The sequence below is a fragment of the Pseudoxanthomonas sp. PXM02 genome (assembly GCF_014851805.1).
Taxonomy (GTDB): domain Bacteria; phylum Pseudomonadota; class Gammaproteobacteria; order Xanthomonadales; family Xanthomonadaceae; genus Pseudoxanthomonas_A.
Genome location: NZ_JACVAK010000001.1, coordinates 1807918 through 1832846, shown reverse-complemented (window position 1 = coordinate 1832846; position 24929 = coordinate 1807918). Strand labels below are relative to the sequence as shown.

Sequence of the window (24929 nt, the reverse complement as noted above, 5' to 3'; positions counted from 1 at the left end):
ACATTACATTCACAAGAACAAGACAAACGTCGCGGCTCTCCCCCTCGCCTCGCGAGCACCAGTTGACTGACTGCGCTTCATGTAACAACATTAGTTACATGAAAAGAGACAGTCGCCTTTCCGCCGTCCTTCACGCCTTGCTGCACATGGCCGAGCGCACAGAGCCGATGACCTCCGAGGAACTGGCGCTGTGCCTGAGCACCAACCCGGTCGTCGTCCGTCGAACGATGGGGTTGCTCCGCGAGGCGGGGCTGGTCGCTTCAGCGAGAGGGCACTCAGGCGGTTGGCATATCAAGGCGGACCTCTCCAAGGTCAGCTTGCGCCAACTGCATGAGGCGCTGGGTGAGCCGGCGTTGTTCGCCATGGGGAATCGACACGAGAACCCTGAATGTCTTGTTGAGCAGGCCGTCAATGCCGCCCTGAGTGAGGCCTTCGACGCAGCCGAGGCGCTTCTCCTCGAGCGCTTCGCTTCGGTGTCGCTGGCGGACCTGGCGGAAGACTTTGCACGCCGGCACAAGGCACATCTCGAGAAGGAAACCCAATGAAGAACTACGATGTCATCGTGGTAGGTGGCAGCTATGCGGGCATGGCGGCTGCACTGCAGCTCGTGCGTGCGCGACGCACCGTGCTGGTCATTGATGCTGGCAAGCGGCGAAACAGGGCCGCCTCGCACTCGCACGGTTTCCTATCCCAAGACGGCGCAGATCCTGCCGTCATTGCCAGCACGGCAAGGACACAGTTGGAGGCCTATCCGACGTTGTCGTGGGTAGACGATCTTGTAGTGAGGGCGTCTGGATCGCGTGATGCTTTCACCGTCGAGACGGCTACAGGCGAGGTATTAGGTGCTCGTCGACTGCTTCTGGCAACTGGTGTCTCTGACACGCTGCCGGAGGTGAATGGTTTGGCTGAGCGGTGGGGAATCAGTGTCTTTCACTGCCCCTACTGTCATGGGTACGAACTTGATCAAGGACAGATCGGTGTGATCGCGGCCAGTCCCATGTCCATCCACCAAGCGCAGCTTTTGCCGGAGTGGGGATCGGTGACCTTCCTCACCAATGGCATGGTGGAACTGGATGAGCCCACGCTGCAGGATCTCTCGGCGCGTGGCGTGATCGTGGAGACAACCCTCATCGATAGGATCGAGGGGCATGCCGATGTAGTGCTCACGGACGGCAGGGGTCTTAGCTTCGTGGGTCTGTTTACTGCCCCCAAGAACGCCCCTTCGACTTCAACAGCGGAAGAACTGGGCTGTGCCCTCGCAGAGACTCCGATGGGTACGCAGATCCAGACAAGCGAGACAAAGGAAACAACGGTCGCCGGCGCTTTCGCCTGTGGTGATGCTGCTCGCGTTCCCCATTCGGTTTCTCTGGCCGTTGCGGATGGCGCATGGGCGGGTGCCCAGATCCATCGCTCTCTTGTGTGGTCGGAAGGCTAGTCCAATTCTTCCAAATAGCAGCAGATCCTCGATGTCCGTTTCTGGCCGGAAGCGGACATCAGGCAGATTGGTGCGTGTGGAGCAGCCCCAGGTCCGGGGCAGCTCCAACAGAGGGCTGAGGCCCCTGCGCGGATCCAGCCAATAGCCTAGTGCGACCCTGTCTTAGACAATACGTTCAGGACGACTACACCGCTAATGATCAGCGCCATTCCGACGAAACCCCAGGCATCAAGCTTCTCGCCGTGGTAAAGCCATGCGATGGTCGTGATTAGGACAATGCCAAGGCCCGCCCAAACAGCGTAAGCGATACCTACGGGAATGACCTTCAGTGCGAGCGATAGGAAGTAGAAGGTTGCCGCATATCCGGCAACTACGATCACTGACGGGACAACTTTGGTGAATCCTTCACTGGACTTCAGCGCGGTTGTTGCGACCACTTCGCCAACAATTGCAAGTGCCATGAAGAGCCAGGCATTCATTGGCGAATCCTCCATTCGAGTGGGGCGCAATGATGTTCCCGTGCAGACAGAATGAACAGTCTTGTTGGGGTTCCGAAACTCTGAGCAGCTTATAGGCGCGTGCGGTCCTAATCCGATCACGATGAGCGGGGTCGTCATGCGCACTTGGCGTGAGCTCATTCACGCCAAGGTCTGCTTCCGATCCAAAGCAGACGTCAATCAGAGTAGCTGCGACCGCATTAGCTACGAGAAACCCTTGGAAGAGCATTGAGTTGGACGGCCACAAAATCCATATGTCCGCTCGCCGCGCTGCGTGCTCGATCTGCATCACGCGCCAGGATCGCGGCCAGCAGCGCGTCGTGTTGCTTACGCAACTGTTGCGAGACTGGCGACTGTGGCGACAGGCCGGCGAGGCTGACCTGCACGTGGTCGTGCAGCAGCGCCAGAAGGGAGGCGATGAGATACGAGAACACAGGGTTGTGCGTCGCATCGGCGATTGCGCGGTGGAAGGCCACGTCGCTGCGGATCTGCGCCTGCCGGTCGCTGCCGTTGTACGCCGCATCGACCGCGGCGTGCGCCGAGCGGAGTCGCTCGCGATCTTGGTCGTCGTGCCGCAGCGCCGCCAGTTCTGCCGTGCGGCCTTCCAGCATCGCGCGGAACTCCACCAGGTCGGCCTGCAGCATCGGATGATTACGCGCCATGTCCTGCCAGATCTCCGCCATCCGGCGCTCGCTTGCGGCTACCACGTAGGTGCCGTCGCCCTGCCGGCGCTCCAGCACACCGCGCGCGACCAGCAGGCCGATCGCCTCTCGCGCCGTCGCACGCGAGACCTGCAGGCGGTCGGCGAGCGTACGTTCGGCGGGTAGTCGGCGACCGGCGACGTAGTGCCCGTCGGCGATGGCCTGTTCGAGGTGGCGGGTGACCTGGGCGACTTGTGAGGACATGAAGGCCTGCGCTCGGATTGGTCGGACCAATATACCGCCCTCGGGAAGGCGTCACAGACTCGGTGCCGGACAAGACAGACCCGCTCGCCATGCGCTCGCCAGATCCTGCCGCCTCCTCCCCCCTTCGGGACGTGTACGTGTTCGCCACCTGCGTGGTGGATCTGTTCATGCCCGATGCCGGCCTGGACGCGATCGCCGTGCTGGAACGGATCGGTTGCCGCGTGCATCTGCCCGAGGCGCAGACTTGCTGCGGACAGCCCGCCTACACCAGCGGCTTTCCCGAGGAGTCGCGCAAGGTCGCACGCGCGCAGCTGGACCTGTTCCCGCAGCGTTGGCCGATCGTGGTGCCGTCGGGCTCCTGCGCGGGGATGATGCGGCACCACTGGCCGCGGCTGTTCGCGGACGATCCTGTACTGCTGGCACGCGTGCGCGACATCGGCGCACGGGTGGTCGAGTTCTCAGACTTCCTCGCTGCGACCGATCTGCCGATGCCCGCGCCCGTCACCGCCGATCCGGTGTCCATCTGCCTGCACACCTCGTGCAGTGCACGTCGCGAGACCGGCGCACTGGCCAGCGGGCGTCGACTGCTGGAGGCGTTGCCCGGCGTCGAGCTGAAGATCCAGGCCTACGAATCCGAATGCTGCGGCTTCGGCGGCACCTTCGCGGTCAAGCAGCCCGAGATCTCCGCCGCGATGGCCGGCGACAAGGCGGATGCGTTGGCAGGCAGCGGCTGCGATGCCTTCGTCAGCGGCGACTGCGGCTGCCTGCTCAACCTCAACGGCACGCTGGCGCGTCGCGAGGCGCCGCTGCAGGGCCGGCATATCGCCAGCTTCCTGCGCGAGCGCTGGGGCCTGCCCGCACCGGACGCCGGCGCATGAGCCTGCCCGCCGCATCCACACGCGCGCGCTCCGCGATTCTGTCGCGGCTGCGCGCGGCCGCGCCGGTCGAACTGCCGGTGCCCGACGTCGCCGCGTACTACGCAGACGCCGGCGTACCCTCGTCTGCCGTGATGCGCGAACGCTTCATCGCGCAGGCGCGCGGCTGGCGTGCCGAGGTGATCGAAACCGACGCCGCCACATGGCCAACCGCGCTCGCCGCGGTGCTGGCGGACAAGGGCGTGCGCCGGCTGATGGCGGGCCGCGACACGGCGCTGATCGACGGCCTTTACGCCGCCACGCAGGCAGTGACGCTGGACTGGTACGACGCGCCCATCGAAACGCTCAAGCCGGTGCTGTTCGACACCGTCGATGCCGGCATCACCACCACCCTAGGTGGCATCGCGGAAACCGGCAGCCTGATCCTGTGGCCGGACGCGCGCGAGCCGCGCACGCTGTCGCTGCTGCCGCCGCTGCATATCGCGGTGCTGCGTGAAGCCGACCTGCAGCCCACGCTGTACGCGGCCATGCGGCATCGGAAATGGGCGGCGGGCTTACCCACCAATGCGCTGCTGGTCACCGGCCCGTCCAAGACCGCCGACATCCAGCGCCTGCTGGTCTACGGCGCGCACGGTCCGCGCGAACTCGTCATCCTGCTGCTGCGCGCCGAGGCCACGGCATGAGCGCGGTACGGCCCGCCGCCGATCCGGTCGCGTTCAAGGACAACGCGCGCCTGGTGCTGGCCGATCCGGTGCTGCGTCGCGGGTTCCGCGGTGCGATGGACTACCTGGCCGACAAGCGCGCCGCGCAGTTCCCCGAACAGGATGCGTTCGAGCGTCTGCGCACGCTGGGCGAACACCTGCGCAAGCGGGCGCTGTCGCGGCTGCCGGACCTGCTGGAACAGCTGGAGCAGGCGCTGCACGCACGCGGCGTGCAGGTGCACTGGGCTGAGGATGCGGCCGATGGGAACCGCATCTTCCAGGAGATCGCCGCGCGCCACGACGCCCGCATGATGGTCAAGGGCAAGTCGATGGTCAGCGAGGAGATCGAACTGAACCATCGCATGCAGGAGCACGGCATCGCCTGTGTCGAGACCGACATGGGCGAGTACATCCTGCAGCTCGACCACGACCGGCCCAGCCACATCATCATGCCGGCGATCCACAAGACCAAGGAGGACGTGGCGAAGATCTTCGCCGAGCACATCCCCGGCGCCGGCTACACCGAGGACGTGGACGAACTGATCGCGATCGGCCGCGTGGCGCTGCGCGACAAGTTCCGCCAGGCGAAGATCGGGGTATCGGGCGTCAACTTCATGGTCGCCGAGACGGGTTCGCTGGTGCTGGTGGAGAACGAAGGCAACGGACGGCTCTCGACCACGGTGCCGGACGTGCACATCGCCATCACCGGCATCGAGAAGGTCATCGAGAAGCTGGAGCACGTGCCGCCGCTGTTCACCCTGCTGACGCGCTCGGCCACCGGCCAGGCGGTGACCACCTACCTCAACGTCATCAGCGGTCCGCGCCGCGAGGGCGAGAAGGACGGGCCGCGCGAAGTGCACCTGGTGCTGCTGGACAACGGCCGCAGCCAGGCCTTCGCCGAGGAACGCTTCCGCGCGACGCTGCAGTGCATCCGCTGCGGGGCATGCATGAATCACTGTCCCGTCTACGCGCGCATCGGCGGACTGTCGTACGGCACGACCTACCCGGGACCGATCGGCGCGATCATCTCGCCACACCTGCTGGGGCTGGAATCGACCCGCGACTTGCCGACCGCGTCCAGCCTGTGCGGCGCCTGCGGCGATGTCTGCCCGGTCGGCATTCCCATCCCCGAGCTGCTGATGCATCTGCGCGAGGCAGGACGGCACCATCGTCCCGCACTGCAGCAGCGCGACGCATTGAAGGGGCAGGGAGCAGTGCGTAGCATCCCGGAGGTCCTCGCCTGGAAGGCGTGGCGATTGCTGTATTCCAGTGGAGTGCGGTATCGCCTGTTCACCTGGATCGCCTCCCGGCTGCGCGGCCTCACGCCTGTGCACCAGGGCGGCTGGACCCGATCCCGTACGCCGCTGACACCCGCGCCGCGCTCGCTGCGGGAGCGATGGCGGACGTCGCGCACCCGCATCACCACCGATACGCGCAGCACGCAGGAGACGTAGGAAACACGCTGGAAACGACCGCGGACCGGGAGCATCCGCAGTCCATACACACGAACGGCACGCAAGCGGGAACGTCTTCGTCCGGCCTTGGGAGGGGTGGCATGGCAACTGTCCAACAACACGTCGAAACGGTGTTGCGGGTGATCCATTCGGGATCGCCCAGCACCGGAAGCAACGCCAATACCGATCTGATCCACCGCTCGTGGCGCCGTTGCGCCAACGAACACGCCCTCGACCCGGCGATGCGCCCGGACGTGCGCATCGAAACCCACTCGCGCCTGCGCGAATGCCGCCAGCAGGTGGAAGAACACCTGCACGTCGCGCGCGCCGGCATGGAGCAGCTCTACAAGCACGTCTCCGACCTCGGCTACGTGCTGCTGCTGACCGATGCCGAAGGCGTCACCCTGGACTTCATCGGCAACGACACCTGGGATGCGCCGTTGCGCCGCGCGGGCCTGGCGCTGGGCGCGAACTGGAACGAGGTTCACGCCGGCACCAACGGCATCGGCACCTGCATCGCCGAGCAGTCGACGGTGATCTGCGATCGCGAGGATCATTTCTACATCGGCCACATCGGCCTCAGCTGCACCAGCACGCCGCTGTACGATCCCGATGGCGCCTTCATGGGCGCGCTGGACGTGTCCGCGCTGTCGTCGCCGGACAGGCGCGAGAGCCTGCACTTGGCGCGCCATCTGACCGTGCTGCATGCGCGGATGATCGAGGACGCCAACTTCATCCGCCAGTTCCGCGCGCACTGGATCCTGCGCCTCGGTACGGTCGGGCCGCTGGTCGATGTCTGCGGCGAACTGATGCTGGCGGTGGACCGCGACGGCCGCATCGTCGGCGCCAACAGCGGCGCGCGCCAGCAGCTTCGCCTGCTGGAATCGCTGCACACGCGCGACGCCGCGCGCGCGCAACTGGTCGGCCACCACCTGACCGGCGTGTTCGGCACGCGCATCGACGACATCTGGCGGCTGACCAAGGGCACGTCGCACGATTCGCGCGGCGTGGTCACCACGTGGGACGGACAGGGCTACCACGCGTCGATGATCGCGCCGAAGACCGCACCGCGCCTGCAGGTACCGGAGGTGGGCGAGACGCAACGGAATCCCGTGCAGGACAGCGTGCTGTCGCGGCTGTCCGGTGGCGATCCGCGCATGGACCAGTTGCTGGAACGTGCGGCACGCTTGGTCGACAAGCCGGTCAGCATCTTCCTGCAGGGCGAGACCGGTACTGGCAAGGAAGTCCTGGCCCGCGCGTTGCACGATGCAAGCCGTCGCGCGGAGCGTCCGTTCGTGGCGGTCAACTGCGCCGCCATCCCGGAGTCGCTGATCGAGAGCGAGCTGTTCGGCTATGCGCCGGGTACGTTCACCGGTGCGCGCAGCAAGGGTATGAAGGGACTGATCCAGCGCTCCGACGGCGGCACGCTGTTCCTCGACGAGATCGGCGACATGCCGCTGCCGCTGCAGACGCGCCTGCTGCGGGTGCTGGCGGAACGCGAGGTGCTGCCGTTGGGTGCCGACGAGCCGGTGCGCGTGGATCTCAACGTGGTTGCCGCCTCCCACCGTGACCTGCGCCGCCAGATTGTCGCGGGCACGTTCCGCGAAGACCTGTACTACCGGCTGTGCGGCGCCACGCTGGCGTTGCCGGCGCTGCGCGAACGCGGCGACAAGGCCTTCCTCGTCGAGCGCATCCTGGAGATGGAAGCGCAGGCGATGGGCGTGCGGGCCGAGATAGACCCGCGTGCCGTGGCGGTGCTGCTGCGCCACGACTGGCCCGGCAACATCCGCGAGCTGCGCAATGCCCTGTGCTACGCCCTGTCGATCGCCGATGGCGCCATGGTCCGTGTAGACCATTTGCCCCAGGAGGTCTTCGAGACCGACGGCTCCGCCGTGCCCGCGACGGCGACGGTCATCCCGTTCCCGCGCGAACCTGCGGCCGGTACCGATGAACGCGGCGAGCTGCTGGAGGTACTGCGCCGCAACCGCTGGAACATCAGCGAAGCCGCCCGCGATCTGGGCGCATGCCGCGCCACCGTCTACCGGCGGATGAAGCGGCTGGACATCGTGTCGCCAACGCAGACCGACTAGCACCGTCCACCTGCAGCGCGCATGGCGTGACCCTGCGACCCGACGGCCCGTCCTTGCGACGGGCCGTCTTCGTTTGCGCCGCCATCGCGCTGCCGTGTCCAGAGGGTGCGACACCTGTCGCAGGTGGCTGCGACAGCTGGTCGCATGCACGTGTCGCATGTGCATTGCACTGCCGCATGGATTTGATGGCCTCCACCGATGGAGTCGGCGACAAGTCATTGATTCGATAGGAAGGCATGTCCATGGCTCCGCTGCACTGCAACGTGGCACGCGGCTTGCGCTACCTCCTGCGTGGACCTGATGCGCGTGCGCAGCGGTCCCGGAACCACCGCCGCACGGACGACGTTCCGTGGACCGGCCGGTCCATTCACTCGGGAGGGAAGCACCACCATGAAGAGAGAGACGATGCCGTCGCTGCCGCGCCTGTTGCCGTTGGCCTTGTTGCCGCTGCTGGCGATCGCGGGCACGGCCAGCGCGCAGACCACGTTCGACGTGATCGGTCCGCGCGAGTACGAGCTGCCGGTCGGTTTCGAGCCGTTCAACGTGTTCGTGCAGTACGCCACGTACCAGGACAACGGACGCATCTTCAATGCCGATGGCGACCGCGTCGACGGCTCGGGCAGCAAGGCACTGACCGGCCTGTCCAAGTACGTGCGCTTCTGGACGCCCGAATCGAACAAGAAGATCGGCGTGGCCTGGGAGGTGATCGTGCCCGAGGTCGCCATCCGCAACACGCGCGCTCCGCAGGGCGACCGCCACATCAGCGGCATCGGCGACCCCATGACGGGCTTCGCCATCTGGTACAAGCCCAGCGAGAAGGCCACGCTCGGCTTCCAGTCGTTCGTGCAGGTGCCGGTCGGCACCGAGCGCGTCAGCGACACCAACTGGAAGAACCTGTCGAGCTTCTTCTGGGACTGGCGGATGGGCGACAAGTTCGGCTGGACCGGCGACGCCGGCTTCGTCTGGCAGAGCCGTCGCGACAGCGGCATCCAGCCCGGCCTGACGCTGCACACCAACAACCGCTTCGCCTACCGCGCGTCGCAACGCCTCGAGCCGTTCCTGGCGCTCGATGCCGAGCACACCGAATCGAACGATGGCCTGCCGACCGGTTGGGCCGTCGATGCCGGCGCGGGCCTGATGGTCCATACCTTCGACAACCAGTCCATCACGTTGCGCTACTCGACCTCGCTCGATGGCAAGAACCACAGCGTCAACGACAGCCTCAACCTGAAGTACGCCTACGTGTGGTGATCACCGCCGGTGGCGCGCCGTTCCCCATGGACGGCGCGCCTGTAAGGACAACACAAGCAAAGGAAACCCCATGACACAGACCTACCAGAACTACATCGATGGCGCGTTCGTCGCCGGCGGCGGCGCGACCATCGACGTGACCAACCCCGCCGACGGCGCATTGCTCGCGCGGATCCCCGACAGCGATGCCGCCACCGTGGACGCCGCCGTGTCCGCCGCGCGCCGCGCACAACCGGCGTGGGAGAAGCTTGCGCCGATCGAACGCGCCGGCTACCTGCGCAAGATCTCCGCCAAGCTGCGCGAGCACCGCAAGGAGCTCGCCGGCGTGATCGTCCGCGAGCAGGGCAAGATCCAGCAGCTGGCGCAGGTCGAGGTCGACTTCACCGCCGACTACATCGACTACATGGCGGAGTGGGCGCGCCGCCTGGAAGGCGAGATCCTCACCAGCGACCGCGCCAACGAGAACATCTTCCTGTTCCGCAAGCCGATCGGCGTGGTGGCCGGCATCCTGCCGTGGAACTTCCCGTTCTTCCTGATCGCCCGCAAGCTGGCGCCCGCGCTGGTCACCGGCAACACGATCGTGATCAAGCCGAGCGAGGAAACGCCGATCAATGCGTACGAGTTCGCGAAGCTCGTTGCCGAGACCGACCTGCCGAAGGGCGTGTTCAACCTGGTCGGCGGCCTCGGGCGCAGCACCGGGCAGGCGCTGGTCGAGCATCCGCAGGTCGACCTGATCACCTTCACCGGCAGCGTGGCCACCGGCAGCCGCATCATGCAGACGGCGGGCCGCAACCTGACCCGCGTGAACCTGGAGCTGGGCGGCAAGGCGCCGGCCATCGTGTTGGCCGATGCCGACCTCGATCTGGCGGCGAAGGCGATCTACGACTCGCGCGTGATCAACACCGGACAGGTCTGCAACTGCGCCGAGCGCGTCTACGTCGAGCGCGGTGCACATGAAGCGCTCGTCGAGCGGCTGGTGAAGCTGTTCCGCGATACGAAGTACGGCGATCCGTCCGAACGCGACGACCTGCAGATGGGGCCGCTGGTGAACCAGGCGGGCCTGGACAAGGTGGCAGCGGCGGTGGAGCAGGCCAAGCGCGACGGCGCCACCATCGTCACCGGCGGCAAGCCGGCCGAGCTGGGCAAGGGCTTCCACTATGAGCCGACGCTGATCGTCGACGCGCGCGCCGACATGGCGATCATGCGCGAGGAAACGTTCGGTCCGGTGCTGCCGATCCAGGTGGTCGACAGCCTCGACGAAGCCATCGCGCTGGCCAACGATTCCGAGTACGGACTGACGTCGTCGATCTTCACCCGCGACATCAACGCGGCGATGAAGGCGGCGCGCGAGCTGCGCTTCGGCGAGACCTACATCAATCGCGAGCATTTCGAAGCCATGCAGGGATTCCATGCGGGCCGGCGCAAGTCCGGCATCGGCGGCGCCGACGGCAAGCACGGCCTGCTCGAGTTCACCGAGACCCACGTGGTCTACCTGCAGACGCCCTGAAGAAGAGAGTAGCCACGATGATCGAAGCGAAAGAACAGGGCGGTTGCGCGTGCGCATGCGCCGGACATCCCGACGACAGCGGGCGGCGCAGCATGCTGGCCGGAGCACTTGCGCTGGCCGCACTGGCGCCGTTGGCCGCGGTCAGCGGTGGTGCGCAGGCGCAGGCGGCTGCACCGGCGCCGGCTGCCACGCGCAGCCAGAAGCCGGAGCCGGGCGACAAGCTGGCTTTCATGATCGGGCCCAAGGCCGGCAAGGAAGTGAAGCCTGCCGACATCGAAGTCGGCAAGCCGCCGGTGCTCGCGTATCCGATGGATCCGGCGACCGGCAAGGTGCTGATCTCGAAGGCCAACCTGCTGACGGTGGTGCGGCTGAAGCCGGCCGACCTGAAACCGACCAGCGCCCGCAACGCCGCCGACGGCATCGTCGCGTTCTCGTCGCTGTGCACGCACTACGGCTGTCCCATCACCACGCTGCACCCGAGCCAGACGCAGATCGTCTGCAACTGCCATGGCTCGGTGTTCGACGCGGCCAACCGCGGCGCCGTCACGACGGGGCCGGCCACGCGCCGGCTCGCCATGCTGCCGGTGACGATCAAGGACGGTGCGCTGGTGGTCAGCGGCAAGTTCGACGGACCGCTCGGCCCGCCGACCACCTGATCCGCGCACACGTCCACGTCCACTTTCCACTTTGCACCACACACACCAACGCTTCACCCGGGAGGAGACCCATGCACCTGAAACTGATCACGGCCGCGCTCGTCGCGTCCCTCGCTTCGGCCCCGCTCGCCGCGGCCGATTACCAACCCGTTACCGACGCGCGCCTGGCCAAGCAGGAGCCGGCGAACTGGCTGCTGACCAAGGGAAACTACGCCGGCTGGAGCTACAGCGAACTGGACCAGGTCACCACCGCCAACGTCGCCAAGCTGCGGCCTGTGTGGTCCGCGGCCACCGGCGTGAACTCCGGCCATGAAGCGCCCGCCATCGTCAATGGCGACTACATGTTCGTGGCCACGCCGCACAACCAGGTGATCGCCTACGACACGCGCACCGGCAAGGTCCGCTGGAAGTTCGTGCGCGAAGTACCGGAAGGCCTGGGCGCGCTCCATCGCACCAATCGCGGCGTGTCGCTGTACGGCGACAAGGTGTACGTCGGCAGCATCGACTGCATGCTCAGCGCGCTGGACGCCAAGACCGGCACGCTGGTGTGGGAAGCGCAGGTCTGCGACTGGGAGCAGGACAGCGCCTACATCACGTCCGCGCCGCTGGTGGTCAAGGGCAAGGTGCTGATCGGGCCGTCCGGCGGCGAGTTCGGTGTGCGCGGCTTCCTCAAGGCCTTCGATGCGGAAACCGGCAAGCTGGCATGGACGCGCTACAGCGTGCCGGCACCGGGCGAGAAAGGGTTCGAGACGTGGCCGCAGGACGGCGAGTGGAAGGACGCGTGGAAGAACGGCGGCGGCACCATGTGGATGCCGGGCAACTACGACGCGACCAACAACGTCATCTACTGGGGCGTCGGCAATGGCGCGCCGTGGCTGGGTGACCAGCGTCCCGGCGACAACCTGTACCTCGCGTCGGTGCTGGCGCTGGATCCGGAGTCGGGCGACATCGTCAGCCACTTCCAGTACCACTGGAACGACTCGTGGGACTGGGCCGGCATGAACGCACCGACGCTGGTGGAGTTCAATCGCAACGGCAAGAAGGTGTCCGGCCTGATCAGTGCGCAGCGCAATGGCCGCCTGTACTGGCTGGACCGCGACGCCAAGGGCCAGATCACCTACAGCAAGTCCGAACCGTACGTGCACAACACGGTGTTCACCAGCATCGACCCGAAGACCGGGCGTCCGACGTATAACGAAGAAGCCAAGCCGGCTACCGGCAAGACGCGCACGTATTGCCCCAGCCTGTGGGGTGGCAAGGACTGGCCGTACGAGGCGTACAACCCGAAGACCGGCATGCTGTACATCCCGTACAACGACAACCACTGCCTCACGCTGACCGGCATGATCCAGCCGCGCATCCCGGGCCAGTGGTCGGCGGGCGTGGACATCAACCGCCTCGACCTGTCGGTGAAGAAGAATTTCGACCACATCGGCGGCATCCAGGCGTGGAGCGTGGATGGCGGCAAGGAAGTGTGGCGCGAGAAGTATCCGCACTCGTGGAACTGGGGTTCGATCATGACCACCGCCGGCGGCGTGCTGTTCGCGGGCGGCACCAACGATCGCATGTTCCGTGCGTACGACGCCAAGACGGGCAAGCTGCTGTGGGAGTTCCCCACGCCGTCCGGCATCATCGCGCCGCCCAGTACCTTCACCGTCGACGGCAAGCAGTACATCGCCGTGGTGTCCGGCTGGGGTGTGGATGCGCAATGGATCCAGGGCAAGATGCACGACCTCGCGGGCTGGGAGAAGGCCGTGCCGGAAGGCGGTTCGGTGTGGGTGTTCGCACTGGGCGACTGACCGCCACCACCATCGACCTCCATCCTGCGCGACCCCGTCCAGGGTCGCGCAGGATCTTCCCCATGAAAGAGTAGGAACGTCCTGATGTCATCGAAACATGTACTACCTTGCTTGATCGCCGCGCTTCTTGCGTGGGCACCCCTGCAAGCGGCAGCGAAGACTTGCAACGTCGCCATCGACAGCAACGATGCGATGCAGTTCGACAAGAAGGAGATCCGCATCGCCGCAGACTGCACGCAAGTGAAACTGACGCTGCGGCATACTGGCGCCCTTCCCGCTGAAGTGATGGGCCACAACTGGGTGCTGACGACCACTGCAAACCTTGAAGCCCTCGCGACAGCGGCAGGAAAACTGCCTGCTAGCAGCGATCATGTCCCCAAGGGCGATGCCCGCGTCTTGGCCGCCAGCAAGGTCATCGGCGGCGGGCAGTCCACCACGCTCACCTTCCCCACGTCGATGCTGCGCAAGGGCGGCGACTACACCTTCTTCTGTTCGGTCCCGGGACATTGGTCGATGATGAAAGGCAAGCTGGTGTTCGGGTGATCTGCGCATGAGAAAAGCGTCGCGCTTCTGGCCCTGGTTGGGAAGCACACTGGTCGCGCCCTGTGCACTGGCTGCACCCGGTGGCGTCCCCGACATGCCAGCGGAAACCATGGATCGGGTCGTCGTCACTGCGACCCGACTGGAGGCGGTGAGTGCGTTCGACACACCGGCCTCCACCAACGTGGTATCGCTGGGTGAGGGTGGTGCTCGTCCCCAAGCGGCGTTGTCCGAGGTACTCGACGGAATCCCTGGGCTGCTCGCGCGCGAACGACAGAACCTGGCGCAGGACACGCAACTGTCGATCCGTGGCTTCGGCGCACGGTCGACGTTCGGCGTACGCGGACTGCGCCTTTACGCCGACGGCGTGCCGGCGACCATGCCGGACGGCCAAGGGCAAGTCTCGCACTTCAACATGCTCGGCGCGGATCGCGTGGAAGTGCTACGCGGCCCGTTCTCCGCGTTGCACGGCAACTCGTCAGGCGGTGTGATCCAACTGTGGAGCGACATTCCCGACGAGGGGCATGAAGTGCGCGCGCAGGCCAGCGTGGCCAGCCACGAAAGCACCGTGATCGGCGCGCGTCTGCGTGGTGCCGGTGACGTGGTGGGTTACAGCGTGGCCGCCTCCGTGCTGGATACGCAGGGCTACCGCGACCACAGCGCGGCGCGGCGGGAATCGCTGAACGCCAAGCTGCGGTTCCGTCCGGGCACCGGCACGCTCGACCTGCTGCTGAACCATTTCAATGCACCCGATGCCAAGGATCCGCTGGGGCTGACGCGCGCGCAGGCGTGGGAGGATCCGAGCCAGGCATCGCCGGTCGCGATGCAGTACGACACGCGCAAGTCGGTCCGCCAGGACCAGCTGGGCGCGGTCTACGAATGGCCGTTCGCGGAGGGTCATCGCCTGCGTGCGATGGCCTATGGCGGACGACGCGAGGTGGAGCAGTACCTGGCATTGCCGATCGCGGCGCAGGCCAACCGGCTCAATTCCGGTGGCGTGATCGATCTCGACAACGACTACGGCGGGGCTGATCTGCGCTGGGCGTGGACCGGCAATTTCGCCGGGCGGCCGTTCGAATTGAGTGCGGGCACCAATGCGGACCGCCAGCGCCAGCATCGCCGCGGCTACGAAAATTTCGTCGGCACGACGCTGGGCGTGCGCGGCGCGCTGCGTCGCGACGAGCGCAACCAGGTCTGGAACGTGGACCAATATGCGCAGGCGTGGTGGCGTGTCGCCCCACGCTGGTCGCTGCTGATGGGTGCGCGCCACAGCCGGGTTGGGTTCCGCTCGGACGACGACTACATCGCGACCGGCAATCCTGACGACAGCGGTCGCGTTGTCTACGAGCGCACGACGCCGGTGGCCGGTGTGGTATTCGCGCCGGCGGATGCCTGGCGCGTGTATGCATCGTTCGGGCGCGGCTTCGAAACGCCGACCTTCAATGAAGTCGGCTACCGCGCCGACGGCGGCGCCGGACTGGCCTTCGACCTTCGCCCTGCGACGTCGCGCAATGCCGAGCTGGGGATGAAGTGGCGCGGAGAGCGGGGCGCGCGCGTCGAGGCCGCGCTGTTCCGCGCCGATACCGACGACGAGCTGGCGGTCGCGCGCAATGTCGGTGGCCGCAGCAGTTTCCGCAATGTCGGTGCCGCCCGCCGGCAGGGTATCGAGATGCAGGCGGACCTGCCGCTGTCGGAGGCCTGTCAGCTGCAGGCCGCCTACACCTGGCTGGATGCGGCCTTTCGCGACAGCTTCCCGATCTGCACCGCCAGCGGTTGCACATCGCCGGTCGTGCAGGTGGCCGCCGGCACGCGCATTCCCGGCGTCGCACGGCAGCAGGCGTCGTTGCGGCTGCGATGGCAAGGCACGCACTGGAACGCTGCAGCGCAGCTGCTCGGTGTCGGCGATGTCACGGTGAACGACACCGGCAGCGAACGTGCGCCCGGTTACGGCCTGCTCAATCTGGAGGTAGTGCGCGATTGGTCGGTGGCGAGTGGCCGGTTGCAGGGGTTCGCCCGCGTCGACAACGCGCTCGACCGTTTCCACATTGGCTCCGTGATAGTCAACGAAGGCAACGGCCGCTTCTACGAACCAGGCGCGGACCGCACCTTCACCGTCGGCCTACGCTGGCTATGGAGCAACTCTTGATGCCCATGCGGGGCAGGTGATTAGGTGGATTTACCGAGGGTAGGGGCATGGCAGCTTCCGACCCGAAGCGGACATGGAAGCAATGTCCTAACAGACGGGCGGCCAGCCTAAAGTCGATGGCGGCTGATTTCGGATAACACGCTCGCGTGTGTCTTGAGCATGAAATCGAGCCGGCCCTCCACGTGCTGGATATCTTCATCGCCAGCCTGATCCAGGATCTCTTTCGCGAGCGCATTGAACTGAGGCCAGAACTGGGCTTCATGCCGAATATGCTGCAGCCAGGGCGGCAACATGACAGCCAGTCTGTCCAGTTCCGCATCCAGCTGCATACGAGGTTTCATATGGGAGCGCGCGGCCAGCTTGCTTCCACCCGATGCACGTTGCCGTCGTCCACGAGCGCGAAGCGCAACCCACCCTGGTCAATGCCATCCAGTTGCAGCGTGGCGGTACCGGCATCCCGGTGCGTAACGGAGATGACGTAGAGGCTGGAGCCGAAGCGGTAGCGCAGCTCGTACTCCGTCCATTCGCGAGGCACGCAGGGATCCAGCGCCAACTCGCCCCCGATACGCTGCAAGCCCAGCAGCGACTCGGTCAGCAGACGGTACATCCAGCCGGCGGAGCCGGTGTACCAGGTCCAGCCGCCACGGCCGACATGCGGCGCCACGCCATAGACATCGGCTGCGAGCACGTAAGGCTCCACCTTGTAGACAGCGGTGGCATCAGGATCCTGCGCGTGATGGATTGGATTGATCATTCGTGCGAGCTCCCACGCCCGCTCCGTGTCGCCTTGATGCGCGAACGCCATGGCGGCCCATACCGCGGCATGCGTGTACTGGCCACCGTTCTCGCGCACGCCCGGTACGTAACCCCGGATGTAGCCGGGATCCTTCGGCGTCTTGTCGAAGGGAGGGTCGAGCAACTGGATCAGTCCTGCCTCTCGCTTCACGAGATACCGATCCAGTGACGCCATTGCCTGGCGTGCGCGCACGGGATCCGCGGCCCCCGACAACACCGACCAGCTCTGCGAGATCGAATCGATCCGGCATTCATCGCTCTGGCTGGAGCCTAGCGGCGTGCCGTCATCGAACCAGGCGCGCCGATACCATTGGCCATCCCAGGCGTGGGCTTCCAGATTCCCCCGCAAGCGCTCGGCATGCTCTTTGCATTCGTCGGCGAATGCCTCATCCCCGCGCACGCGCGCCACGTCGATGAAACGCTGCAGCGTGTCGTAGAGGAAGAAGCCGAGCCACACGCTTTCGCCCCGGCCGGCCTCGCCCACGCGGTTCATGCCGTCGTTCCAGTCGCCGGTACCGATCAGGGGAAGCCCACGCTCGCCGAGCAGGCTGCAACCGCGGCGCAACGCCAGCACGCAATGCTGGTAGAACGACTGCCGCAGATAGGACGTCGCGGGCATGTCGTAGTAGGACTCTTCGTCTGCACCGACCGGGCGGCCGTCGACGAAGCCGACCTGCTCGTCCAGCACGCTGGCATCGCCCGTCACCTGCAGATAGCGGCAGGCGGCCAGCGGCAGCCAGAGATAATCGTCCGAGCAGCGCGTGCGCACGCCGCGCCCCTGTGGCGGATGCCACCAGTGCAGCACGTCGCCCTGCGGAAACTGATGGGCCGCACACAGCAGCAGGTGCGCACGGGTCAACGCCGGCTTGGCGTGCAGCGTGGCCATGGTGTCCTGCAACTGGTCACGGAAGCCGAACGCCCCACCGGACTGGTAGTAGCCGCTGCGCGCCACATAGCGGCACGCGAGGGTCTGGTACATCAGCCAGCCGTTCACCAACGCATCGACCGCGGGCTCCGGCGTACTGACCTGCACGGACGTCAGCAGCCCGCGCCAGTGGATGCGGACGGCGTCCAGCGCGTCGTGCGCCCGCTGCGCGCCCTGCACGCGACGGGCCAGATACAGGGCGTCCTCGTAGTCCTTGCCCATGCCGAGCCGGAACACCGTTTCGGACGCCTCGCCATCGAGCAGCGACATCGGCACCTGGATGGCGGCGCACGGATCGAGCCCGACGCCCAGGCGGCCGGACAATCCCTCGCGCTGGAGCGCCGCGGGATCGGCCATGCCGCCATTGCGACCGAGAAATTCCGTGCGGTCGCCCGTGAAGCTGCAGCCACTGGCATCGGTATCGAAGAACGCAACCCGGCCGTTGAACTCGGTGTTGTAGGGATTGCGTGCCGTCAACACGCCGCTGGCAGCATCCTGCTCGGTGATGATGTGCATCTGCGATTTGACCCGCAGGTCACCCAGCACCCATTCCACGTAACCGGTGGCAGAGAGCCGGCGTGCGCGTCCGGACAGATTCCGGAGCTTCAGTACCGAGTACTTGACCGCATCCTCGACCGCCACATACACCCACAATTCGCTGGCGATGCCATCTTCGATGTGCTCGTACACGCTGTAGCCGAAGCCATGGCGCGTCCGGTACGCCCCACGACCCCGGCGTGGCAGTGGAAGCGGCGACCACACGTATCCGGTGTCCTCGTCGCGTAGATAGAACGCTTCGCCACCGCTGTCAGCGACCGGGTCGTTGTGCCAGGGCGTGAGGCGAAACTCATGCGCGTTCTCGAACCAGGTGTAACCCGCCATGCTTTCGCTGACCACCGTGCCCAGCCTTTCGTTGGCCAGCACGTTGGACCAAGGCGCCGGTGTCGGGTTGCCTTCGCGGGTGGTGATTACATACTCGCGGCCATCAGCCGAGAAAGCGCCGGTGCCGTTGTCGTGAACGAAGGTGCCGGACACGGCCTCGAAAGGCCAACTGTCGTCTTCCTCATCTACCTCCATTGGTGGTGGCAGCCCGGTCGATGCGTCGAGCGCGGGAAGCTCCACAGGATCCTCGCGTGGACCCTCCGCCAACAGCGTCGGCATGATCCGTTCGGCGGGCTCGCGGCGACCGATCTGTGCGGCCAGCGATCCCTGCTGGTCGCTGATGATCACCCGCGCCACCGACTGCAGCAGGATGCGGTCCTCCTGCGACATCTGCTGGCCCGGGCGCACGAAGATGCCGCCCGGACGATCCAGCACGTTAGCCTCCGGATCTGCCGAGATCATGCCCAGGATCAGGTCCTGCAGCTGCTGCCGGTAGCCGGCCTGGCTTTCGTTCCAGATCACTAGGTCCGCGCGCAGTCCTTTGAGCCGCCAGTAAGCGTGCGCCTGCACCATCTGCCGGACCAGTTCGATGTTGTCGGCGTCGGAGATCTGCAGGAGGGCGATGGGCAGGTCGCCCGAGATCGCGTGACCCCAGAGCCCGGACTGGCCGCGCTGGTTCTGCAGCAGGACATCGGCGTCCGCGCGCAGCAGTGGGTGCGCATAGACAATCAGCCCGGCCAGCCGTTCATAGAGTTGCGCATCCGCTTGCGACGCGTTGATCTGGCGGCGGACGACCTGGCTGTGGGTCCATGCCAGGTCGAAGACGCGGTCGGCGAGCCGGCGATCGCGGTACTTGTCGATCAGTCCGGCACAGGCCTCGCGGTCCACGCCTACACCGTGCACCATGTCGATCATCGCGGTCTGGCCCGGCGCCAGCTCGATCCGGCAACGGATGGCCACGATCGGGTCCAGTACCGAGCCCTCGCTGTCGGACAGCGTGTCCTGCTCGGCCAAAGCCACCGGCGTGCGCGGCGTGTTGCCGCGACCGAGGAAGCGAGCGCGATCGGTTTCGTACGAGATCGCGCTGATGTCGGCGTCGTGCACGGCCACCAGATGGAACATCCACGGCGGAACCTCGTCGTGCGCGCGCGGCCTGCGCGTGCAAAGCATTGCCTGCTTCTCGCGCAGGATCTCGGACTGCACGAACAGGTTGCTGAAGGCTGGGTGCAGTTCGTCCGCGATGGCGGGCGCCAGCACCACCTCGGCATAGGTGGTGACCTCGATCGTGCGTGTCCGCCGGCTCCGGTTGCTCAGGCGAAGCCGGCGCAGTTCGATGTCGTCCTCGGCGGAGATGGCGATCTCCAGATGGCTCTCGTAGCCGCGTTTGCGTCCCCGGAACTCGACCTTGGCATCGGAGAAGATCGCTTCGTACTGGTCCACTGGCGCGCATGCCGGCTGCAGCGACGTTGACCAGAACTCCCCGCTCTCCACATCCCGCAGGTAGCAGAAGTTGCCCCAGTGATCGCGCGTGCCGTCTTCGCGCCAACGCGTGACTGCCATGTCGCGATGACGGCTGTACCCGCCGCCGGCACTGGTGACCAGGCCGTGGTAGCGGCCGTTGGAGAGCAGTTGCACCGCCGGCCGCGACGTGCCCGGGTTGCGGAAGATGCGCAGCTGGGTCTCGGCTTCGGTGGGAGCGGCGCGTGTGCCCAGCGTCTCGGCTTCGTGCGGATGGAACACGCCGGTATGCGGGATGCGCTCCTGAAGCAGTAGCAGCGTCGCCTGGAACTCGGCATCGGCCACGAAGCGTCGCTGCATGGGCTGCTGCCGCAGCAAGTGGACGAGCGAGAGGAATCCCATGCCCTGGTGATGGGCCATGAAGGAGCGCACCACCACGTGGTCCTGGCCTGGCGGGACGCGAGCCGGTGTGTAATCGATCGCTTCGTACAGCCCGAAGTGGCCACCGAAGCCAAGGTCTTCCTGTCTTTGCAGATTCTGGCAGGCCGCCTCCGGCGCCACCATCAACGCCATCATCGTGGCGTAGGGCGCGATGACCAGGTCCTGGCCCAGCCCGCGCTTGAGGCCCAGCCCGGGTACGCCGAAGGCGCGGTACTGGTAGTTCATGCGTGCGTCGACGGTGTTGTAGCCCGACTCGGAGATGCCCCAGGGCACGTCATGATGCTCACCGTGCAGGATCTGCGCTTCCACCGCATGCCGGGACGTCTGGTCGAGCAGGGTGTCCGGATAGCTGGGCATGACCAGCTGCGGCATCAGGTACTCGAACATGGAGCCGCTCCATGAGAGCAGCGTCGCATCGCCGTTGACCTCGGTCAGCAGGCGGCCCAGCGCAAACCAGCTTTCCTGCGGCAACTGTCCCTGCGCGATCGCCACGAAGCTGCACAGGCGTGCTTCCGACGCCAGCAGGTCGTAGAGCCCGTTGTCCAGGCGGTGTTCGTCCACGTTGTAGCCGATCACCAACAGGTGGCGTGCGCGGTCATAGAGGAATTCGTATTCCATCAGCGAGAACTGCCCGGCGATGTGCGCAAGGCGTTCGAGTTGATGGATCCGTTCCCGTGCGCGTCGGGTCGCCAGCGCGCCTGCGGGACCCTCCTGCAGTTCGCGCAGCGTAGGCAGGCGGTCGCCGGTCCATGCGTCGGCATCGGGTAGCAGGAACTGAAGCTCCGCATGCGCCGACCTGCAGCCCTCGACGAGCGCGGTCGGCCAGTCATGCGGATGAATCTGGTCTGGATCGATGGTGGGCCAGGTCGCGACGATGCCCTCCGCGTGCACGACCAGGCGCGCCAGCATGCGTTCCGCATCGGTAACGGTCGCTGGCGGCTCGCGCTGTGCCTGCGTCAGGACGGTGCGGAACTCGAACACCGCCAACGACAATGCATCGCCGTCGGTCAGCGTGTCCTCGAGTGCGTCTTCCAGCACGGCCAGGGTGTCAGCCAGCCCGATGAACGTGGCGGGTGCCAGGACAGGGGCATCGGCCAGTGCCAGCAGGCCCTGTCGCAGGGTCAGCAGATGCCCGGCAAGGTTGCCGCTGTCCACCGTGGAAACATAGGCCGGAGGCAGTGGCTGCAAGGTTTCGGTGTCGTACCAGTTGTAGAAGTGCCCGCGGTGACGCGGCAGCGCATCCAGCGTGTCGAACACCAGGCGGCTGCGTTCCATCACGCCACCGACCTGCAGATAGCCGAAATCGTAGGCCGCCAGGTTGGCCAACAGCGACAACCCGATGTTGGTCGGTGAAGTGCGTCGCGCCACCACCAGCGCTGGATGCTCCTGCACATTGTCGGGCGGCAGCCAGTGATCCTCCGCGCGCACATAAGTTTCGAAGAAGGCCCACGTCCGGCGCGACAGTTTGCCCAGGAACGCCAACTGCGGTGCGGACAGCTTGCCTGCCTGGTGGCTTGGAGGGCGCCCCAACCACGCCATCAGCATCGGTGACAGTAGCCAGAGCAACAGCAAGGGCGTGGCTATCCACAGTGCGGCCGGCTGTTTCATCGCGAGCAATACGGCCATAGCGATCGCGATCAGCGGCGCAGGCACCATGCTGTAGAGCTCCGCGCGCACGTCGCTGCCGAGGCTGCGCTCGACTTCGCTGGAAGGATTCCACTGCAACAGGTGCCGCCGCGTGACCAGCAGGCGCCATAGCGTGCGCAGGATCGCGCCCAGACTGAAAAAGGCTTCGTACGGCAGGCATGCCACTTTGACCACCGCGCGCCAGAGTTGCCTCAGGCTGGACCTGCCGACCTGGACCAGATGGGTTTCCAGCGGCATGTCCACCGGCAGGGCGAACACGTCCCGTAGCGCCGGAAGCAGCACGGGCAGGGCCCACAGGCTCAGCAGCCATGCGGTCCAGATGAGCGGGTCCGACGAGAACAGCCAGCCCAGCACCAACAAGGCGACGGTGGCCGCCGACACCAGGCTGCGGCGCAGGTTGTCGAGCAGCTTGCCGCGCGAGAGCCAGGACAGCGGATTGCGTTCGAACCCGCCGTCGCGCCGCGGCACCCACGGCAACACCCACGGCAACAACTGCCAGTCGCCGCGGATCCACCGGTAACGCCGCTTCACGTCTGCCAAGTAGCGAGACGGATAGTCTTCGAACAGACGTACGTCGCTGACCAGACCGGCACGCGTGTAGCACCCTTCCAGAAGATCGTGGCTGAGGATGCGGTTGTCGGGAAAGCGGTCCGCGAGCGCGTGCTCGAACGCATCCACATCGTAGATGCCCTTGCCGACGAAGGACCCTTCGCCAAACAGGTCCTGATACACGTCCGACACCGTACGCGTGTAGGGATCGATGCCCGGCTCGCTGCCGAACATGCGCGCATAGCGCGAACTCGGCCGTCCGCTGAGACTGGTCCCCACGCTGGGTTGGAGGATGCCGTAGCCGCGGACCACACGGCGGCGCCGCTCGTCGAACACGGCCTGGTTGAGTGGGTGCGCCAGCGTGCCGGCGAATTCACGTGCGGCATCGCGGGGCAGTTTCGTGTCGGTGTCCAACGTGATCACGTAACGAACCTGCGCAAGCACGCCGATGTTGCCGGTCACCTGAAGGAAGTCTTCTCCGATTCCGCCACGCAGCAGCCGGTTCAATGCCGCCAGCTTGCCGCGTTTGCGTTCGTAGCCCATCCCGCGTCGTTCGCGCGGATTCCACAGGCGCGGTCGATGGAACAGGAAGAACAGGTCGCCGCCGCCTTCGTCTGCCCGTTCGGGTGTGTACCGACGATTGAGCTGTTCGACCCGGTGTACGGCATGGGCCAGCAGCGCGGCATCGCCTGGCAGCGAAGCCTCGTTCGCATCCAGGAAGTCGGTGAGCAGTGCGAAGTGTAGGTGGCGGTCGCGGTTCGCCAGGAAGCGGACTTCCAGTGCTTCGACCAGGCTGTCCACCCCGTCCGCGCTGCCCAGCATGCTGGGGACCACTACCAGCGTGCGCGCCGTGGCTGGGATGCCCTTGGAGAAATCCATCCGGGGCAGGAGGCGGGGCGGTACCAGCAGGGTTGCCATCCAATTGACGAGCGCTATGCCCAGTTCGCTGAAGGCGAGGAGCGCGAGCATTACCAGCAGCCACGTCGGCACCGCCTGTGTCGCTGATCCCGCCGTCAGCAGGCCGTGAGTGAACAGGCCGATGATGATCGCGATCGGGATCAGATAGATCGCGAGCGGAATACGGCGCGGTCGAAGGCGAGCCGGCCGCGCACCGGATAATGAAGCGGCCACCGCCGCCTGCGTCTGACTGACGCCATCGTCCACAAGATAGAAGCCGACGTGTGCCTGATGGTGACCCGGCGCGTCCAAGGGGACGGCCTGTGCCAGCTGCAACGCGATCTCCGCCACCGCGTTCTCACTGACATTCGCGAGCCGGGCGATCTTTTCCACCATGTGCCGGTAGCTGTCGCGGGTGCTGAAATCCATCAGTGCGTACGTGCGCGCCGGGTCCGCACGGAGCGTGCGCTCGACCACGCTCATGTCTTCGACGAACTCGCGCCAGTCCATGTTGGCCAGAAAGCGCAGGCTGCCGATACTGTTGCTGATCGATACTTGGTCCGCGGCCTGCTGCTGACTCTCCAGATGCACCAGTTCCTCAATGCGCAGGCCGCCATCGGCGGCCCACTGCTCCAGCCATGTAATCGGCATGGAGAACACGCCACCACGCCCCTGCAGCCCCCGCGTCAGTTCGGAAACGAACGCGCCGCTCAGCGGCGGATCCGAGCGCGCCATGTCGGCAATGACCAGAACGACGTCCTTGGGGTTTTCCGCGGCCGTCCGGTTGAGTTGGGCCGCCCACTCGCTGGCCAGCCGGTGATCGTCACCGTCGCGCATGACGCGCACTGCCATACGACGCAGGTTATCGATCAGCGCCAGCCGCAACATGATCGGAATCGCCCACAACTCGCCCAGTTTCAGTGGCGTGATGGACTGATAGGCGGCGAAGAAGCGGCGCAGCGTTTCCGCGTCGATGCGGCCATCACCGTGCGCGATGGCTTCCAGTGACAGGTCGTAAACGCGCGGCAGGCCGCTGGACGGCCCTTGGCTCAGCGAGGGGAGCTGCCGGCTGTAGCCTTTCGGAAGATGCCGCCGCGCAGTGACGATTTGCTCTTCCACCAGGTAGTAGTTGTCCAGCAACCATTCGCCGGCTGGCGTGATGCGCATGTCGTCCTGGACCATCCGCGTCAGCAGCGCGCAGACATCATCCAGCAGGCCTTCGTTCTCGGCCAGACGGTCCAGCAGACGTTCCGGTCCAGCCTGTGGACGTATCCGATGAGCACGCGCCAGTGCGCGGCCGTGCAGTTCCATCTGCTCCACATTGAACAATTGCGCGCGCAGCGGTGCTTCCGCGCGCAACGGCTTCTGGATCGCGGCGCGGCGCCAGCGCCACAGACGCCGGCGCAGGCGTAACCAGCGGCTGAAAACCCTCCAGACCTGCGGCATCGGAAATCCTGTGGGGAGTGGCTGACCGACGTG

At 66.0% G+C, this 24929-nt stretch carries 15 protein-coding genes and 1 pseudogene; 12 read left to right on the top strand and 4 right to left on the bottom strand.

Translation table 11 applies throughout. From position 1 onward, the window contains the following. Positions 1-98: 98 nt before the first annotated feature. On the top strand, positions 99-545 hold the full coding sequence (locus IB225_RS08750; protein WP_192310777.1) for an Rrf2 family transcriptional regulator: 447 nt from the start codon (positions 99-101) through the stop codon (positions 543-545). Further along, a complete protein-coding gene (locus IB225_RS08745) occupies positions 542-1435 on the top strand; it encodes an NAD(P)/FAD-dependent oxidoreductase (RefSeq protein ID WP_192310776.1) in 894 nt (297 codons plus the stop codon). Before IB225_RS08750 ends, IB225_RS08745 begins: the two co-directional genes overlap by 4 nt. A gap of 146 nt (positions 1436-1581) precedes the next feature. Here the strand turns inward: IB225_RS08745 and IB225_RS08740 are convergent, their stop codons facing one another. Then, positions 1582-1914, bottom strand: coding sequence for a multidrug efflux SMR transporter (locus tag IB225_RS08740; protein WP_192310775.1), 333 nt, complete (start codon positions 1912-1914; stop codon positions 1582-1584). Positions 1915-2132: 218 nt separating this feature from the next. Beyond that, complete coding sequence (locus IB225_RS08735) at positions 2133-2837, bottom strand: FadR/GntR family transcriptional regulator (protein WP_192310774.1); 705 nt, start codon at positions 2835-2837, stop codon at positions 2133-2135. 137 nt (positions 2838-2974) lie between these two features. Here IB225_RS08735 and IB225_RS08730 point away from each other — a divergent pair, with 137 nt between their 5' ends. From IB225_RS08730 to IB225_RS08685, 10 genes and pseudogenes are all read left to right on the top strand, one after another. Next, entirely contained in the window at positions 2975-3715 is a 741-nt protein-coding gene (locus tag IB225_RS08730; RefSeq protein ID WP_345776584.1) for a (Fe-S)-binding protein, read from the top strand. Then, the gene (locus tag IB225_RS08725) at positions 3712-4395 is read left to right on the top strand and encodes a lactate utilization protein C (protein ID WP_192310772.1); all 684 of its coding nucleotides are present in this window, start codon (positions 3712-3714) and stop codon (positions 4393-4395) included. The genes IB225_RS08730 and IB225_RS08725 overlap by 4 nt, the downstream gene beginning before the upstream one ends. Further along, positions 4392-5867, top strand: coding sequence for a LutB/LldF family L-lactate oxidation iron-sulfur protein (locus IB225_RS08720; protein ID WP_192310771.1), 1476 nt, complete (start codon positions 4392-4394; stop codon positions 5865-5867). Before IB225_RS08725 ends, IB225_RS08720 begins: the two co-directional genes overlap by 4 nt. 101 nt (positions 5868-5968) lie before the next feature. Continuing rightward, entirely contained in the window at positions 5969-7957 is a 1989-nt protein-coding gene (locus tag IB225_RS08715) for a sigma-54-dependent Fis family transcriptional regulator (protein ID WP_192310770.1), read from the top strand. A gap of 390 nt (positions 7958-8347) precedes the next feature. After that, complete coding sequence (locus IB225_RS08710; protein WP_225583349.1) at positions 8348-9208, top strand: transporter; 861 nt, start codon at positions 8348-8350, stop codon at positions 9206-9208. A gap of 70 nt (positions 9209-9278) precedes the next feature. Continuing rightward, a complete protein-coding gene (gene aldA, locus IB225_RS08705) occupies positions 9279-10715 on the top strand; it encodes an aldehyde dehydrogenase (RefSeq protein WP_192310769.1) in 1437 nt (478 codons plus the stop codon). A gap of 17 nt (positions 10716-10732) precedes the next feature. Continuing rightward, positions 10733-11371, top strand: coding sequence for a Rieske (2Fe-2S) protein (locus tag IB225_RS08700; RefSeq protein WP_192310768.1), 639 nt, complete (start codon positions 10733-10735; stop codon positions 11369-11371). 71 nt (positions 11372-11442) lie between these two features. Then, positions 11443-13170: a PQQ-dependent dehydrogenase, methanol/ethanol family gene (locus tag IB225_RS08695; protein WP_192310767.1), complete on the top strand. Its 1728-nt coding sequence runs from the start codon at positions 11443-11445 to the stop codon at positions 13168-13170. An 84-nt stretch (positions 13171-13254) separates the two neighbouring features. Next, positions 13255-13713, top strand: coding sequence for an azurin (azu, locus tag IB225_RS08690; RefSeq protein ID WP_192310766.1), 459 nt, complete (start codon positions 13255-13257; stop codon positions 13711-13713). A 157-nt stretch (positions 13714-13870) separates the two neighbouring features. After that, positions 13871-15856: pseudogene (locus IB225_RS08685) on the top strand (TonB-dependent receptor); the annotation flags it as partial. Positions 15857-15963: 107 nt separating this feature from the next. Here the strand turns inward: IB225_RS08685 and IB225_RS08680 are convergent. Both IB225_RS08680 and IB225_RS08675 read right to left on the bottom strand, forming a co-directional pair. Continuing rightward, a complete protein-coding gene (locus IB225_RS08680; RefSeq protein WP_225583344.1) occupies positions 15964-16185 on the bottom strand; it encodes a hypothetical protein in 222 nt (73 codons plus the stop codon). Positions 16186-16193: 8 nt separating this feature from the next. Further along, positions 16194-24896: a glycoside hydrolase family 94 protein gene (locus IB225_RS08675; RefSeq protein WP_192310764.1), complete on the bottom strand. Its 8703-nt coding sequence runs from the start codon at positions 24894-24896 to the stop codon at positions 16194-16196. Positions 24897-24929: the final 33 nt, after the last annotated feature.

Coding starts and splice junctions, on each gene's coding strand:
- IB225_RS08710 (WP_225583349.1), top strand. CDS start 8,348: ATGAAGAGAGAGACGATGCCGTCGCTGCCGCGCCTGTTGCCGTTGGCC.
- IB225_RS08715 (WP_192310770.1), top strand. CDS start 5,969: ATGGCAACTGTCCAACAACACGTCGAAACGGTGTTGCGGGTGATCCAT.
- IB225_RS08740 (WP_192310775.1), bottom strand. CDS start 1,914: ATGAATGCCTGGCTCTTCATGGCACTTGCAATTGTTGGCGAAGTGGTC.
- IB225_RS08695 (WP_192310767.1), top strand. CDS start 11,443: ATGCACCTGAAACTGATCACGGCCGCGCTCGTCGCGTCCCTCGCTTCG.
- IB225_RS08725 (WP_192310772.1), top strand. CDS start 3,712: ATGAGCCTGCCCGCCGCATCCACACGCGCGCGCTCCGCGATTCTGTCG.
- aldA (WP_192310769.1), top strand. CDS start 9,279: ATGACACAGACCTACCAGAACTACATCGATGGCGCGTTCGTCGCCGGC.
- IB225_RS08675 (WP_192310764.1), bottom strand. CDS start 24,896: ATGCCGCAGGTCTGGAGGGTTTTCAGCCGCTGGTTACGCCTGCGCCGG.
- IB225_RS08720 (WP_192310771.1), top strand. CDS start 4,392: ATGAGCGCGGTACGGCCCGCCGCCGATCCGGTCGCGTTCAAGGACAAC.
- azu (WP_192310766.1), top strand. CDS start 13,255: ATGTCATCGAAACATGTACTACCTTGCTTGATCGCCGCGCTTCTTGCG.
- IB225_RS08750 (WP_192310777.1), top strand. CDS start 99: ATGAAAAGAGACAGTCGCCTTTCCGCCGTCCTTCACGCCTTGCTGCAC.
- IB225_RS08735 (WP_192310774.1), bottom strand. CDS start 2,837: ATGTCCTCACAAGTCGCCCAGGTCACCCGCCACCTCGAACAGGCCATC.
- IB225_RS08700 (WP_192310768.1), top strand. CDS start 10,733: ATGATCGAAGCGAAAGAACAGGGCGGTTGCGCGTGCGCATGCGCCGGA.
- IB225_RS08680 (WP_225583344.1), bottom strand. CDS start 16,185: ATGCAGCTGGATGCGGAACTGGACAGACTGGCTGTCATGTTGCCGCCC.
- IB225_RS08745 (WP_192310776.1), top strand. CDS start 542: ATGAAGAACTACGATGTCATCGTGGTAGGTGGCAGCTATGCGGGCATG.